Genomic DNA, 14,300 nt, shown 5'->3' with positions numbered 1-14,300 from the left:
TTCTCGTCACCAGCCAGGTCAATCAAACAGGCAGCACCATATCGGGAAACACGGCACACATCGTCGTGGTCAAAACAAACCCCGGCTACGCACCCGACCCGAGCAACCACGGCACCGGCACCATCATCGCCACCTACTGCTAAGCCAATGCGCTCCAGAACACACACGGTTACGCCAAGAGACGCCAAGAGCCGCTGATGGCCATTCCTCGCCGAGTATGGAAGCGGCGCAGAACATCGTTTTTCGGACAAGCAGGATCGTCACGCAGGGTCGCCGGTCATAGGTGTTCTCTTCGCTGTGGCGCTCTTGTCCAGCGTGGTCGGTTTGGTTTCGAACGCCAAGCCTGCGGCGACCTCTGGCTATCAGGTCCAGGTACTACCGGGCCTCGGCGGCGCCTTACGGCGGCGCTTCGCATTAACGACGGGGACTGGTCGTCGGCACGTCTAAGACACAAGTCGGACAGGTGGACGCTGTCATTTGGTTCTGGCGGCCTGACGGCAAGTACGTGCCGACGGCCTTCCCTAGGTACAGCGCTCTGGCAGCACAGAGGTGGCCAGTCGGGCTGCATGACGTTGATGCACAGCCTGAGGGCTGACCTCCAATGCGGTCGCTATCTGGGCCCAAGTCCATCCGGCCGCTCGTGCTTGGCGAACCTGTTGCTCCTCGCAGACCTGTGCCACTTGTCGTAGGCCTAGCACTCCGAGCAGCCCAAGCTCAGGGTCTTCGTCGGCCGCGAGGCCGACCAGCCGAACCGCGCGGTCGGCAGCGACGGCGACTCCGGGCACCAAGGTCAGTTGCACCCCCAACTCAAGGTGGGAGTCCCGCTCGGCCTGCCGATTCGCGTCTTTTGCACAGCTCATCAAGTTGCCTTGATATCAGCAGAAAGTAGCCCCCGACGTCGCGCGGCTCGTTGACCTGGGCGAACGCCTCGCGACCGTCAGAGATAGCGGCAGCGGTCGGGACTTCCCACTATTACGTAAACCTCTCCGACGTTGGCCCTGCGTCCGTCGGCTACACGGGCCGCAAGCGTGCCCGAACTAGCGGTCCTTTACGCCATTTCAAGTGCTCCCCCACCGGCATTTATGCCGCAGGGGGCCTGCGGCGATCGGGGCTCCTCCATCCGGGTTATCGGGCAACCCTCTAGATGCAGCTGGTAGCCCGCTGGCACTTGAGGCACATGCGGCCTCGCCGAAGAGGTCCGTGTAGGGCGTGCCGACGCCTTCAGTGACTGCCGGGCCGCCGACGTGCGGGCGATGTTCGCGGCCGGGTTGCCTGGAGAGCGGTGACCACGGTGCCGACCTGCCCTGCGCCGAGGAGGTTCTCTACACTCAAGGTTCTTCGCTGAAGGCAATGGTGGGGGGAGGGACCCAGCCAGCCACCAGCAGACGTCCGACCGGCGCAACCGGCGCAACTTCCACCCATTAGCTACCCATTCCTGGTCCGACTGGCTGGACCAGAATGTCATGCGTGGTGCTACCCGCTGAGCTTGGCTGGCAGACAGCGACATCGAATGAACCGAATCTTGAGCTCTCGTATCTGCAGGCGACGAACAGTCGACGTTGGGCCATCAATCTTCTGCTCGATGCCATTGAGCTCCAGGGTGCCCGAAGGATTATCGATGTTGGCGCTGGTGACGGGCAGATATCGGTAGCACTGGCGCCCCACGTCGACTACGTCGCATCTGTTGACCCGGACCTCAGACGCGCACTCGCACTCCAGGACGCTATGAGTTCGGAAATCAACTTGGAATACATACCGCGGAAGGTGGAGGATGCGGATCTCCCCAGTGCGTCAGTTGATTTTGCCCTGCTCTCCTACGTCCTTGAGACGCTTGGACCCGCTGAGCAAGACTCCCTCCTCGAATCGACATTTAAATTCCTGCGACCGGCAGGAGTGGCTATAGGAATCGCTCGCCGAGCTCAAGGCTCAGCGTGTCAAGCCGGAAACACCGTTTGGTGGACAGTCCCGAATCGCCCCGTGCGGTCACCGCTCGATACGGATGGGCGATGACGGCGCACGGGCGGGGTCAGTTGTCAGATGGTCTCGAGGATGCGGGTGGTAGGGGCGCCCTCGAAGTGCTGTGAGTTGGGCCAGATCTGCCTCTCGAGTTGGCCGAGGAAGGCCCGAGCCTGTTCCACCGTGTCGAACTCGAGGTCGACTGCGATGTAGTTCGGGTCCCCGACCGCATGACGAACCTGGACTGCGGTGACGCCGCCTTGGGCACGGAAGTCATCGAAGGATCGGAAGGTTTCGAGCCAGGACTCGAGGTCGTGGACGCTGTGCTCAATGTGAAGTGATGTCATGCGCAGATCATGACGAGCGGAAGGGTTCGCGCCCATCCCAGGTTGTTGGGATTTCCTACTCTTTGAGCAGTGACCGCGCAGGTGGCAAGGCGATGTCTGAACTACGAGGGCGAGGAACGCCCGCTGCGCATTGCGCTGGTCGAAGACCTCCGCCGCCGGGTGCCATTCCGCGCGCATGTGTGGGCGCTGATCGATCCCGAAACCGACGTAGCTACGGCCCCGCTGGCGACGGTGCCGGACACGCTCATGGTGCAGCTGCCAGGGGTGGTGCGACGCCGGTATCTGACGACGGTCAACCGTTGGGACCGCATGGATACGCCGGTGGCTTCCCTGTATCAGGCGACCGGCGGCGATCCGGCGAAGAGTCTTCTTTACCGCGAGGTGCTCGGGCCGGCCGGCGTCGGCGATATCGCGTCGATTGTGTTCCGGGACCGGTTCGGCATCTGGGCGTTCCTCGACCTGTGGCGCCTTGAGGCCGACGCGCCCTTCAGCGACGGCGAGCTGGCGATCCTCACCGAGGACGTCTCGGTTATCACTGCCGCACTGCGGAGCTGCCAAGCCAGAAGCTTCGACGAACGCTCACCCGCAGCCCAGCGGCCCGGACCGGCGGTGTTGTTCCTCTCGCCGGAACTGGAGGTGCGCGGCCAGACCCCCGAGACGGATGGGTATCTTCGGGCCCTGTTGCCGCCGGCGGTCGACCGCCAGCCTGTCCCCGCCGGGGCCTACAACGTCGCCGCCGCCCTTCTCGCTCACGAGGCGGGGATTCATCCCCACCCCCCGGTTGCCCGGGTCAGACTGGTTGGCGGTTTGTGGCTCACGTTCCGGGCGGCGCGCGTCGACTCGGACGTGCCGGCAGCCGAGCGCGACGTCGCGGTCACGATCGAGGTGACCTCACCCGCAGAGCGGCGCAGCCTCTACTCTCGGAGTCACGGGCTCACCCCCCGCGAAACGGAGTTGCTCGAACGGTTAGCGCTCGGTGCTGACACCCGGACGCTTGCCCGAGAGCTGTATCTCTCCGAGCACACCGTGCAGGATCACCTGAAGTCGATCTTTGAGAAGACCAACACTCGCAACAGGCGAACCCTGCTCAGTCGCGTCGCGGGACAATGAATCTGCTCCGCCCCGGACTGCAGTCAACGGACCCGGGCCACCACTTGTGCGGTACACGCCGAGCGATCTACTCCGACGTGCCTAGTGCCATGCCTCTTGACAATCTGCCTAACTAAGTTAGGTTATACAAACGATGGTTGTAGAGCCGATCCGAGATAGGCGTACCGAACGCCGGGAGGCGACCAAGGCGGAGATTCTCGATGCAGCCTGGGAGCTGGTGCGGGCTGAAGGCCTGGCTGCTCTGAACCTGCGCGACCTGGCGGCCAACGTCGGCATGCGGCCGCCGTCGTTGTACTCGTACTTCGACTCCAAGCGCGCCATCTACGACGCCATGTTCTTGCAGGGCAACCTGGAGCTGCTGGCCCGTTACGAGGCCCAGCCGGAACCCACCGATCCCGTTGAGGGCCTGCGGGCGGGTGGGCGGCTGTTCGTCCAGTTCGGCGTCGAGGACCCGGCGCGGGCGCAGCTGCTGTTCATGCGCACCATCCCCGGTTTCGAACCGTCGCAGGAGACCTACGACGTCGCCGTGCGCATCGTGGAGCTGGGCAAGGCGCGCATGAAGCGGTGCGGCATACCGCTCGAGTACTTCGACCTGTGGACCGCGTTGATCTCGGGCATCGTCTGGCAACAGATCGCCAACGAGCCCGGAGGGAACCGGTGGGTCCGGTGGGTCGACGACGTCGTCGACATGTTCCTGGCCCACGTCGACAAGCCCAAGAAAAAGGGGAGGACCACGTGAAGGAGACCATGGTGCGAGTCGAGGACGTCGCGCCGATCAGCCATCGAGAAGGTATGGCGCTCGCCGAGACCGAGTACCAGCGGTTCACGGACATGCTCGGCCAGCTCCAGCCCGGCGACTGGTCCACCCAGACGGTGTGCACGGACTGGAACGTGCGCCAGCTGGTGGCCCACGTGCTCGGCTTCGCCGAGAGCAATGCCTCCTTCCGTGTGTTCGTGAGCTCCATGCGCCGGGGCAAGAAGCGGGCGGCCGAGAAGGGATACGACCACTTCGTCCACGGCATCAACGAGGTCCAGGTCGAAGAACGCGAGCACGTCACGCCGGCTGAGCTCGTGAGCCGCTGGTCTGAGACGTGGCCCAAGGCCCTCAAGGGCCGCAAGCGGTTCCCGCCGTTCATGCGGCCCATCCCACTGGATTTCGGGCCGCCGATCGGCAACGTGCCGATGGGTTCGTACCTGATCGACGTGGCGTTCACCCGCGACACCTGGATGCACCGAATCGACATCTGCCGGGCGGTGGGACTCGACCCGGTCCTGACCCCGGACCATGACGGGCGGCTCATCGAGCACATGGCCGCAGAATGGGCCCGCGTCCATGGCCTCGCTTTCACGCTGCACCTCGAAGGACCCGCCGGAGGCACGTTCGTTAGTGGTAGCGGAGGCGAAGAGTTGACCATCGACGCAGTCGAATGGATCTGGATCCTGTCGGGCCGGGCCACCGGCACCGGCCTACTCGAAAAGGAGCTACCCCTGTAATGGAAACCACAGTCACCGAGATTGCAGACGGCATCTACCGCCTGTCGACGTTGACCGACGCCGTCCCAGGCGGGTTCACGTTCAACCAGTTCCTGGTCAAGGGCGACGAGCCCCTGCTCTTCCACACCGGGCTGAAAGAGTCATTCCAGTCCGTGTCTGACGCGGTGAACACTGTCGTTCCCGTCGAGACCCTTCGCTGGGTCACCTTCGGTCACTGGGAAGCCGACGAGTCGGGCGCTCTGAACCAATGGCTGACCGCCGCGCCCCACGCCGAGCTGGCCGTCGGGGCGATCGGCACGATGCTCTCGGGCAACGACCAGGCCATCCGCCCGCCGCGCCCGCTGGCCAACGGGGAGGTCCTCGACCTCGGCCCCAAGCGTGTGCGCTGGATCGACACCCCCCATGTCCCGCACGGATGGGACGCCGGGCTCCTCTTCGAGGAGACCACCGGGACACTCCTGTGTGGAGATCTGTTCGCCCAGACAGGGGACGCGTCGATCACCGAGGGCGACATCGTCACTCCCGCGGCCGCCGTTGAGGACATGATGAGCGCCACGTCGCTGACCCCGCGCACGGCGCCAACCATCCGTGGGCTGGCCGACCTCCGGCCCTCGACGCTGGCCCTCATGCATGGCCCGTCGTTCCGTGGTGACGGCGCGTCGGCCCTCCTGGCCCTAGCTGACGACTACAAGGCCCGCCTCGAGAAGCAGTCGGCCGAGGTCGGATGAGGGCGGAGCCCGACCCGGCCATCGGCAGGCGGGTGGGTCATCTTTGACAATCGGGGTCCCGGGTCGGCGCGAGCAGCGGGAAGTCGTCTATCGGGTGCGTTGACCCATGAGTACTGCGACGAGCTCGCGCCGGCTGCCAACACCGGCCTTGTCGAAAGCCGCCCGCAAGTGTTCCTGAACGGTATTAGCGGAGATGGCGAGCTCGTTCATGATCTGCTGGGTTGACCGCCCGCGGAGAACGAGGGTTGCGACGCGACTCTGAGCCGGTGTCAGGCCGTACACCGCGAGCGCCAAGGAGGTGAGCTCGTCGGCTTCGGGTCCGTCGAGGACAACGACCGTGTGGGCGGCCGAACCACTGAGCGGTGATGCTTGGACGGTCATCCATCCGCCGTCTCGGCGGAGGACTCGTGTGCGCGTTGCCGCCCGATCGGCGGTAACGGCGCGAGCGGCGGCAGCTGCGGCCAAGACAGCGACGGGAAGGTGTATCGAAGGTGACCAGCCGCGGTCGTCGACCGCTTCGAGCCATCGTTCCGCCTGCGGATTGGTCGATACGACCTCGAGGTTGGCATCCAGGATGAGAACACCGGCCCGCCCGGCGTCGGACTGCCGGTGGATACGCTCGCTGTGGCGACGGCGAGGCGGAGGCCCTCGCCGAGGATCGTGCCAGCCCTTCCCAGGAACGCCACCTCATCGGCGTCAAATCCGGCTTCGCCGGCCTCGCGGTGCAGGCACAGCACCCCCCAGGAGCGTCCTCGCGAACGGAGCACGACGCGCACTTCGTCGCCAAGCCCGATGGGCGCCATGACGTCGCGGTAGCGAGGGCTGAACCGGCGGTCACCACGGGTGACCTGGTCAAGGGAGGCGACGCCATTGGTGAGGTCGGCGACGTCGGTGAACTTGTTTACGTCGGCCACGCCGTACTCATTGTCGAGGAACCGGGCTGCCGCATCGAGTAGTGGGTGCTCGCTGAGCGCAGAGGTCATCACCATCGTCGCGTCGTCCACGGTCGCGTAAAAGGCGGCATCGATTGTCACACTGCGCCGCAGTGTGGAAAGCGAGGCGGCTCGGAATTCGTCGACGCTGAGCCCGGCGCTCGCGAGTCGGCCTAGCTCGTCGAGGCCTCGGCGCTTCTGCGCGGGTCGCACCATAGGAAGAATAGGTTGCAGCGTGGGGTTAAGTGCGGGGGCTTGATGGGACGGTGCCTAGCTGGGCAAAGAAGCCCGCCATGTCGAGCAGTCCCCACCGGTCGGTGATCTTGCCGTCGCGCAACCGGAAGATGTTGATTCCGGGCACTCGAACGGTCCGATTCGTCGCCGCGATGCCCATGATGTCGCCGCGATGGGTTCCCGACGCGGTGAAGTGCTCGGCGACGTACTCCCCCTCCGCGACCAAGAGGTGGATGTCGCTGCGCCAGTCAGGGAAAGCGGCTCGAATGCGCGTTGCCGCCTCCCGGAAGCCGGCGACATCACCGGTCAGATCAGGCATCGGCGGATCGTGGGCTACGAAGTCGGCGGCCAAGTAGCGCTCCACTGCCGAAGGGTCGCCCTTGGTGAACAGCGCCTGGATGAACTCCTCCACTGCCTGCCTGTTCTGTTCTGTTGTGGTCATGCGCTCATTGTCCGCTTCCGGCCCGCGCCTAGATACCCCAACTTCCTTGGGTACCCTAGGGCGGATAGGTAGCTTCGCGACTTGACAGGATCTCCTGTGGTAGCGGTGATCGGTGCGGGGAACGTCGGTAGTGCCCTGGCAGCCGATCTCAGCTACCTGCACGAAGACGTCGGCTGGGGCCTTGTTCCCTGGATGCACCTGGCCGCGGCAGTCGACTGCCCGACACCGACGATCGCAGCCCTCGTCCAGCTCGCGAGTGTGATCAACGGCCTCGACTACGCCCGCCAGGGGCTCACCCTCCAAGGTATGGGCTTCACCGGCAGGACGGTCGACGACACCCGAGCCCATGTTGGGGCACCACCGCACGGTTGATCTACGCCATAGCCGAGACCCGGTTGGGGGCGGCTCATGTTCTGATCTGTTGACACGTGGAGATGACGCAGGGCTATACCTCAACGGGACACGCGGGTCGGAGGCACACGACCGGAGAGGACGTCTACCACCGACTGGGCGGCGAGGCGCCCCATCGCCGTCCGGGTGGCAACAGATGCGCTCCCCACGTGAGGCAGCAAGACGGTTCGCGGCGCGCTGAGCAGCCGGGGATGCACCGCCGGCTCGTGCTCGTAGACGTCCAGCCCGGCGGCGAAGATCTCGCCGGCATGCAGGGCCTCGGCGAGTGCGGCTTCGTCGACTATCGGACCGCGAGCTGTGTTCACGAGAACCGACGTGGGTTTCATGAGCCCAATCCGCCGGGCGTCGATCAAGTGACGGGTGTCCTCGGTGAACGGGACGTGGATCGAAACAACGTCGGCGTCTCGCATCAGATCATCGAGTTCACCGACGTAACCCGGCTCGCCGGACGGCCGGCGGCAATGGTGCAAAACGCGCATGCCGAATCCTCGGGCCCGATCCGCGACCCGCCGGCCGATCCGCCCCCACCCGACGACACCCAGAGTCCGCCCGTGGACGTCCTGGCCGAGGTACTGGTCGATGTTCCATCCAGTCCATCTACCCGCGCGCAGATCAGCCTCGGCTGCGGAGGTGAGCCGCGACGAGGCGAGGATCAGCAGAAATGTCAGGTCCGCGGTGGTGTCATCCAGAACCCCGGGCGTGTTGCACACCACCACTCCGAAATCGTTGGCGGCTGCAACGTCGATGTTGTCGTAACCGACAGCGACGTTGGCAACGACCTTTAGCCGGCCCGCACCGGCGTCGAGTACCCGACGGTCGATTCGATCGGTCAGAAGGCAGACCACCCCGTCCGCGCAGCGCACCTCGTCCCTGAGCTCGTCAGCCGTAAGCGCCGCATGTCCACCGCGCTGAACGACGTCGAATCCCGCATCGTGCAAAGGCTCGAGGCTCCCGTCGGGAAGGTGCCTCGTCACCAAGACTCGCTTCGCTGTCACGTTTGCTGGGTCACCCGTCCTGGCAACAGGCGCGACGTTGCCTCGGAACAAAACCTGACATGGCCGTCACAGTAGCGATCACGGAAGATATGCTCCCCACGCAAGGCCGCAAACGCTCCGGGGGGTCAGACCATGCAGAACCGTCATGTGCGTACCGTCGTGCTCGCCTTGCTGGGGAGTTTGCTCGCTGGGGCTTGCAGCAGTGGAGGGTCGAGTACGGGGGCTACCGGGGTGACAACCGCGACCGGCCGCTTCAGTCCGGGTGGAACACCCGACCCCAACGGAGTGCTGCGTTACGGCGTCGACTTCCCGAACGAGTTCACACCGAATTCCTTCGACCCGGGCGCGAGCCTGAACTCTTGCGACAAAGTGGACCAAGGCCTCATTTACGACAGCCTCACCCAGTTGAGCCCGACCGGGCAGCTGGAGCCCGGGCTGGCGCAGAGTTGGGACTTCACCCCCGGCGGCAACTCACTGACTCTGCACCTGCGCCCGGGTGTGAAGTTCTCCAACGGCGACCCGGTCGACGCGACAGCGGTCAAGGCGGCGATCCTGCACAACAAGACCAGCCCGTTGCGCACGTCCCTCGAGGTGATCCAGAGCATCACGGTGGTCGATCCCCAGACCTTGACGCTCAATCTGAACACGCCAACGCCGGCCGACCTGCTGTACGCCTTCAACGACCTCGACGGATTCATCTCCGACCCCGCTGACGCCGGCACACTCGCAAAGCAGCCCGTCGGTTCGGGGCCGTACACGCTCGTATCGGCAACAGCCAGCGAGATCGTCCTCAAGAAGAACCCCAGCTACTGGAACGCGTCGGCATACCAGCCGGCGGAGATCGACTTCATCCAGGTTACGACGGGGCCGCCGTCGGTCGCCGCCCTCGAGGCGGGGACGATCGACATGACCCAATTCATGCCCGAATCGCTCGCCAGCGTGAAGGCCGACGGCGCGCTCGGGTACGCGATCCAGCCGTCCCACGAATTCCTCACCTTGCAGTTCCGCCTCGACACCCCGCCGGTCAACAACCAGATGGTGCGCCAGGCGATCAACTACGCCGTCAACCGGCAGGAGATCAACAACGTCGTGCTGGCCGGCACCGGCCGGGTCACCGACGAGACGTTCTCGCCCGATCAGACGGTTGCGTTCAACACGTCCGTCGCCAACGAGTACACCTACAACCCGTCGAAGGCGAAGCAGCTCCTGGCGCAGGCGGGCTATCCGCACGGCATCACCGTTTCGCTGGTGATTCCCGCGGGGGTCACCCTCTCCGACCGCGAGGCACCCCTGCTGAAGAACGAGATGGCCCCGGCCGGGATCAACCTCAAGATCGTCTCTGTCGATCCAGGGTCGCTGCTCACCGACTTCTACTTCCACAAGCAGAACGATGCCATCACCCTGCCGTACCCGGCCGAGGAAGAGTACGCCCGGGAGCTGTACGACCAGTTCGGCGCCAAGGGTTTCAACGCCCTACTGACCGGTGCGGTGCAGGGAGGCCAGTACGAGCACCTGCTGATCGAGGGTCAGGGCACGCTCGACGACGCGACGCTCACGCCGATCATGCAGCAGGCCGCCAAGATCACCACCGACAAGGCGCTCGAGGCTCCGATCGCGTTCATGGCGCAAATGACGGCCTGGAAAGGCTCGAAGATCGGTGGAACGCCTTCCGCCGGCAGCGACCCGTGCAGGCCGGTATTCACCGGGTTCTATGTGAAGAAGTAGATGCCAGCGTTCGTCGGCCGCCGGTTGTTGGCGATGGTTCCGCTTCTGGTTCTGATCACCATCGGTGTCTACGCGCTGGTGCTGCTCATCCCCGGCGACCCGGCCCGGACGCTCGCGGGGGGACTCCACGCCCAGCCATCGGAGATCGCCCGGATCCGCCATGAGCTCCACCTCGACCAGCCGTTCTTCGCCCAGTACTGGCGGTGGGTCACGCACGCTGTGCACGGCGACCTGGGGACCTCGTTGTTCCAGCACGAATCGGTCGGCTCCGCGATCAGCACTCGGTTCCCTCTCACACTGTCACTGGCACTGGGCGGACTCGTCGTGTCGATCCTCATCGGCATTCCGATGGGCATCCGCGCCGGCACGCGGCCAGGATCGTTGTCGGATCGGTCAGCCACCGTAGCTTCGAGCGCGGGTATCGCCATACCCGACTTCTGGCTGGCGATCATCCTGGCCCTGATATTCGCGGTGAAGCTCCACGTGCTGCCCGACCTCGGCTACGTCGCGCTCACCGGCTCACCGTGGGAGTGGTTCAAACATCTCGTCCTGCCGTGGTTCGCGCTCGGCGTTGCGGGCGGCGCCACGCTCGCGCGCCAAGTGCGCGGCGAGCTGATCGACGTGCTCGACCGCGACTACATCCGGACCGCCCGCTCACTCGGGATACCGGAGCACCGGGTGATCCGCCGTCTGGCTCTGAAGAACGCTCTGACGCCGGCCATGACCATTGTCGGGATCCAGTTCGCCTACCTGCTCGGTGGGACGGTCATCATCGAGCAGATCTTCTCGATCCCCGGCATGGGCAGTCTCATGCTCCAGGCCATCGACACCAAGGACCTCCCGATAATTCAAGGAGTCGTGCTGCTCACCGCCGTCATCTTTGTCATCGTCAACCTGGTCGTCGACGTCGGGTACGGAGTCCTCAACCCCAAGGTCCGGTTGTCGTGACCGCGGTCTTCGACGAGCTTGCCGTCGAACTTCCGGTTCAAACGTCTGACACCCGCCGGTTGGTCACCCGGTTCCTCCATGACCGGGTGGCCATGGCCGGCGCGGGTTTCGTGCTGTTGGTCGTGATCGCCGCCCTGCTCGCCCCCGAGGTCGCCCCCTACTCGCCGACCGCCAACTTCGGGGTGATAAACGCCGGCCCCTCGGGCGCCCATTGGCTCGGGACCGACGACGTGGGCCGCGACATTCTCAGCAGGGTGATCTTCGGCGCGAGGATCTCGCTCGAGGCCGCCACCATCGTGGTGGTGCTGGCACTGGCGATCTCCGTTCCGATCGGTCTCGTAGCTGGCTACTTCTCCGGAAGAACCGACAACGTCCTGATGCGCCTCATGGACGCCATGTTCGCGTTCCCCCCCCTCATACTCGCAATCACCGTCGCAGCCCTGCTCGGCCGGAGCTTGCACAACGAGTCCATCGCGATAGCCATCACCTTCATCCCGGGGTTCGCAAGGGTGGCGCGAGGCCAGGTGCTGGCCGTGCGGGAGGAAACGTTCATCGAGGCGTCGCGCTCCCTCGGCTCAAGCCCCGTACGCATAATCGGGCGGCACGTGCTGCCCAATGTGGCTTCCCCTCTCATCATCCAGGGTGCCATCGCCTTCGGTTACGCCCTCCTCGCCGAGGCCGGGCTGAGCTTCCTCGGGCTCGGGGTGCAACCGCCGAATGCGAGCTGGGGCGTGATGCTGCAGGAGGCGTACCAGTTCGTGCTCAGCGACCCCTGGGCGACCATCGTGCCCGGCGTCGCCATCGCCCTCACAGTGCTGGCGTTCAATTTCTTGGGCGACGGGCTGCGCGACGCCCTGGGCCGCGAACGGGTGAAGGTGCGGCCGTGACCACGACGAGCGCGTTGGAGTCGCGCCGGGTGCCGGTCAGCGGCGGGCCGCTCCTGAGTGTGTCCGGGCTCGAGATCCAATTCCTTGCAAGTGGGAAATGGACCGCCGTCGCCGAGGACGTGAGTTTTGACGTCCGTGGGGGCGAGACCCTCGGCCTGGTCGGCGAAAGCGGGTGTGGCAAGACGGTGACGTCGCTCGCGGTGATGGGCCTGATACCGAGCGCCAACGGGCGGGTCACGGGCGGCTCGGTGATGTTCGACGGACGCGACCTGCTCAGCATCACTCCGGACGAGCTCAGGCAGGTCCGCGGCGATCGGATCGCCATGGTCTTCCAGGAGCCGATGACGAGCCTCAACCCGTCGTACACGATCGGCCAACAGATCTCGTTCGCTGTGCGCGCCCATCGCCAGGTGTCGAAGGCGGCCGCCAGAGCCCGCGCCGTCGAAGTGCTCGATCGGGTGGGCATCCCCGATCCCTCCCGACGCGTCGACGACTACCCGCACACCTTCTCGGGAGGCATGCGCCAACGCGCCATGATCGCGATGGCCCTGGCTTGCGAACCCGACCTGTTGATTGCGGACGAGCCCACCACCGCACTCGACGTGACCGTGCAGGCGCAGATCCTCGAGCTGCTCCGTTCGCTGAAGGACGAGTCAGGAATGGGGATGCTGTTCGTCACCCACGACCTCGGCGTCGTCGCCGACATCTGTGACCGGGTAGCGGTCATGTACGCGGGGCAGATGGTCGAGCAGGCACCCACCGACCGGATCTTCGCCCGACCCCGGCATCCTTACACCGAGGGGCTTCTCGCCTCCATGCCGCAATGGTCGGTTCCGGGGCGGCAGCTCGCCGTGATCCCGGGAAGGGTTCCGCCTGCCGGCGAGATGCCGAGCGGTTGCCGTTTTCGGAGCCGCTGCTCGTACGCGGTCGCCACCTGCGAGCACGCAATCGAGCTGGCGGACGTCGGCAACGGAGCGTCGGTGCGCTGCGCGTGCCGCGAGGAACTCGCGCTGAAGGGTGCGCCGGATCAGCTGGCGGTTCCGGTCCCTGTCCGATGGGTCGCGCGCGAACCATTGCTCTCTGTAAAAAATCTTCGCAAGGAGTTCCCGGTCACGTCTGGTTTGCTCCGGCGGGTGCGCGGCCACGTCAGGGCCGTCGACGGGATCGACGTCAACGTGGGCGCCGGCGAGACCGTGGGTCTCGTCGGGGAAAGTGGCTCGGGGAAGTCGACCGTCGCGCGACTCGTGCTGAGGCTGATCGAACCGACCGGCGGAGAAGTCGTCGTCAACGGTCAGGATCTCTCACGGGTTCGAGGAGCGGCGTTACGTCGCGCTCGCGCCGACATGCAGATGGTGTTCCAGGATCCTTACTCCTCGCTCGATCCGCGGTCGTCGATCGGGCGCAGCGTCGCCGAGCCGTTGGAGATCCATCGGGGTGCGCGGGGGTCCGAGCCGGACGGGCGCGTCGCCGAGTTGTTGTCTCTCGTCGGCATCAGCCCGAACCTGGCGGGCCGGCTTCCGCACGAGTTCAGCGGCGGGCAGCGTCAGCGCATCGCCGTAGCCCGAGCGTTGGCCCTCGAGCCCAAGCTGCTGGTGTGCGACGAACCGGTCAGCGCTCTCGATGTCTCCACCCAGTCCCAGGTGATCAACCTCCTGGCCGATCTCCAGGAGCGGCTCGGCATCGCCTACCTGTTCATCGCCCACGACCTGTCCGTCGTCCGCCACCTCAGCCACCGCATCGCGGTGATGTACCTCGGCCGCATCGTGGAAACCGGTCCGGCCGAGGAGGTGTACCAGAGGCCGACCCACCCCTATACCGAGGCTCTCCTTTCGGCGATCCCGATCGCCAACCCGATCCGTCAGCGCGCGCGCAAGCGCATCGTGTTGCGCGGCGAGGTCCCGAGCCCCCTGAACCCTCCGAGCGGCTGCCGGTTCCACACCCGCTGCCCGTACACGATGGACATCTGCCGCGAGGTCGACCCGCCGCCATTCGTTACCCCTTCCGGCACCACGACGTGGTGCCACTTGCACACCAGCGGACCGGTGCTGGCCGGTGCCCCAGTGTCGGTGTCGCCCCTCACACCGCCCTGAG

15 protein-coding genes are annotated in these 14,300 nt (G+C 65.5%); 9 read left to right on the top strand and 6 right to left on the bottom strand.

Annotation, left to right across the window (positions count from 1 at the left end):
- Positions 1 to 521: 521 nt before the first annotated feature.
- Complete coding sequence (locus VFZ97_07595) at positions 522 to 800, bottom strand: hypothetical protein (protein HEX6393290.1); 279 nt, start codon at positions 798 to 800, stop codon at positions 522 to 524.
- Between the two features lie 1,233 nt (positions 801 to 2,033).
- Complete coding sequence (locus tag VFZ97_07590; GenBank protein HEX6393289.1) at positions 2,034 to 2,303, bottom strand: hypothetical protein; 270 nt, start codon at positions 2,301 to 2,303, stop codon at positions 2,034 to 2,036.
- Between the two features lie 69 nt (positions 2,304 to 2,372).
- Here VFZ97_07590 and VFZ97_07585 point away from each other — a divergent pair, with 69 nt between their 5' ends.
- From VFZ97_07585 to VFZ97_07570, 4 genes are all read left to right on the top strand, one after another.
- Positions 2,373 to 3,413: a helix-turn-helix transcriptional regulator gene (locus tag VFZ97_07585; GenBank protein HEX6393288.1), complete on the top strand. Its 1,041-nt coding sequence runs from the start codon at positions 2,373 to 2,375 to the stop codon at positions 3,411 to 3,413.
- Between the two features lie 133 nt (positions 3,414 to 3,546).
- Entirely contained in the window at positions 3,547 to 4,152 is a 606-nt protein-coding gene (locus tag VFZ97_07580) for a TetR/AcrR family transcriptional regulator (protein HEX6393287.1), read from the top strand.
- Positions 4,149 to 4,907, top strand: coding sequence for a maleylpyruvate isomerase family mycothiol-dependent enzyme (locus VFZ97_07575; protein ID HEX6393286.1), 759 nt, complete (start codon positions 4,149 to 4,151; stop codon positions 4,905 to 4,907). Before VFZ97_07580 ends, VFZ97_07575 begins: the two co-directional genes overlap by 4 nt.
- Positions 4,907 to 5,635 (top strand): MBL fold metallo-hydrolase, encoded by a 729-nt coding sequence (locus tag VFZ97_07570; protein HEX6393285.1) that lies wholly within the window; start codon positions 4,907 to 4,909, stop codon positions 5,633 to 5,635. The genes VFZ97_07575 and VFZ97_07570 overlap by 1 nt, the downstream gene beginning before the upstream one ends.
- Positions 5,636 to 5,722: 87 nt before the next feature.
- On the opposite strand, the gene VFZ97_07565 is transcribed toward VFZ97_07570, so the two are convergent.
- Genes VFZ97_07565 through VFZ97_07555 form a run of 3 tightly spaced genes read right to left on the bottom strand, consistent with a single transcriptional unit; the run spans position 5,723 to position 7,243 of the window.
- Entirely contained in the window at positions 5,723 to 6,016 is a 294-nt protein-coding gene (locus VFZ97_07565) for a helix-turn-helix transcriptional regulator (protein ID HEX6393284.1), read from the bottom strand.
- Positions 6,013 to 6,780, bottom strand: coding sequence for a GAF domain-containing protein (locus VFZ97_07560; protein HEX6393283.1), 768 nt, complete (start codon positions 6,778 to 6,780; stop codon positions 6,013 to 6,015). Before VFZ97_07560 ends, VFZ97_07565 begins: the two co-directional genes overlap by 4 nt.
- A 28-nt stretch (positions 6,781 to 6,808) precedes the next feature.
- Positions 6,809 to 7,243, bottom strand: coding sequence for an ester cyclase (locus VFZ97_07555; protein HEX6393282.1), 435 nt, complete (start codon positions 7,241 to 7,243; stop codon positions 6,809 to 6,811).
- Between the two features lie 81 nt (positions 7,244 to 7,324).
- Between VFZ97_07555 and VFZ97_07550 the strand changes: the two genes are divergently transcribed.
- Positions 7,325 to 7,615: an NAD/NADP octopine/nopaline dehydrogenase family protein gene (locus VFZ97_07550; protein HEX6393281.1), complete on the top strand. Its 291-nt coding sequence runs from the start codon at positions 7,325 to 7,327 to the stop codon at positions 7,613 to 7,615.
- 80 nt (positions 7,616 to 7,695) lie between these two features.
- On the opposite strand, the gene VFZ97_07545 is transcribed toward VFZ97_07550, so the two are convergent.
- Complete coding sequence (locus VFZ97_07545; protein HEX6393280.1) at positions 7,696 to 8,649, bottom strand: D-glycerate dehydrogenase; 954 nt, start codon at positions 8,647 to 8,649, stop codon at positions 7,696 to 7,698.
- Between the two features lie 231 nt (positions 8,650 to 8,880).
- Between VFZ97_07545 and VFZ97_07540 the strand changes: the two genes are divergently transcribed.
- Genes VFZ97_07540 through VFZ97_07525 form a run of 4 tightly spaced genes read left to right on the top strand, consistent with a single transcriptional unit; the run spans position 8,881 to position 14,299 of the window.
- Positions 8,881 to 10,374 (top strand): ABC transporter substrate-binding protein, encoded by a 1,494-nt coding sequence (locus VFZ97_07540; protein ID HEX6393279.1) that lies wholly within the window; start codon positions 8,881 to 8,883, stop codon positions 10,372 to 10,374.
- Complete coding sequence (locus VFZ97_07535) at positions 10,375 to 11,322, top strand: ABC transporter permease (protein ID HEX6393278.1); 948 nt, start codon at positions 10,375 to 10,377, stop codon at positions 11,320 to 11,322.
- Entirely contained in the window at positions 11,319 to 12,209 is an 891-nt protein-coding gene (locus VFZ97_07530; GenBank protein ID HEX6393277.1) for an ABC transporter permease, read from the top strand. The genes VFZ97_07535 and VFZ97_07530 overlap by 4 nt, the downstream gene beginning before the upstream one ends.
- Positions 12,206 to 14,299: an ABC transporter ATP-binding protein gene (locus tag VFZ97_07525; GenBank protein HEX6393276.1), complete on the top strand. Its 2,094-nt coding sequence runs from the start codon at positions 12,206 to 12,208 to the stop codon at positions 14,297 to 14,299. Before VFZ97_07530 ends, VFZ97_07525 begins: the two co-directional genes overlap by 4 nt.
- The last annotated feature ends 1 nt before the right edge of the window (position 14,300 follow it).

It is taken from the genome of Acidimicrobiales bacterium, assembly GCA_036378675.1.
In the GTDB taxonomy this organism is placed as follows: domain Bacteria; phylum Actinomycetota; class Acidimicrobiia; order Acidimicrobiales; family Palsa-688; genus DASUWA01.
Note: the sequence above shows the minus strand (reverse complement) of the source record. Positions and strands in the feature narration are given on the sequence as shown.

What these genes read in the sequence shown, in the direction of transcription:
- VFZ97_07590 (HEX6393289.1), bottom strand. Translation starts at nt 2,303, where the DNA reads ATGACATCACTTCACATTGAGCACAGCGTCCACGACCTCGAGTCCTGG.
- VFZ97_07580 (HEX6393287.1), top strand. Translation starts at nt 3,547, where the DNA reads ATGGTTGTAGAGCCGATCCGAGATAGGCGTACCGAACGCCGGGAGGCG.
- VFZ97_07570 (HEX6393285.1), top strand. Translation starts at nt 4,907, where the DNA reads ATGGAAACCACAGTCACCGAGATTGCAGACGGCATCTACCGCCTGTCG.
- VFZ97_07565 (HEX6393284.1), bottom strand. Translation starts at nt 6,016, where the DNA reads ATGACCGTCCAAGCATCACCGCTCAGTGGTTCGGCCGCCCACACGGTC.
- VFZ97_07555 (HEX6393282.1), bottom strand. Translation starts at nt 7,243, where the DNA reads ATGACCACAACAGAACAGAACAGGCAGGCAGTGGAGGAGTTCATCCAG.
- VFZ97_07535 (HEX6393278.1), top strand. Translation starts at nt 10,375, where the DNA reads ATGCCAGCGTTCGTCGGCCGCCGGTTGTTGGCGATGGTTCCGCTTCTG.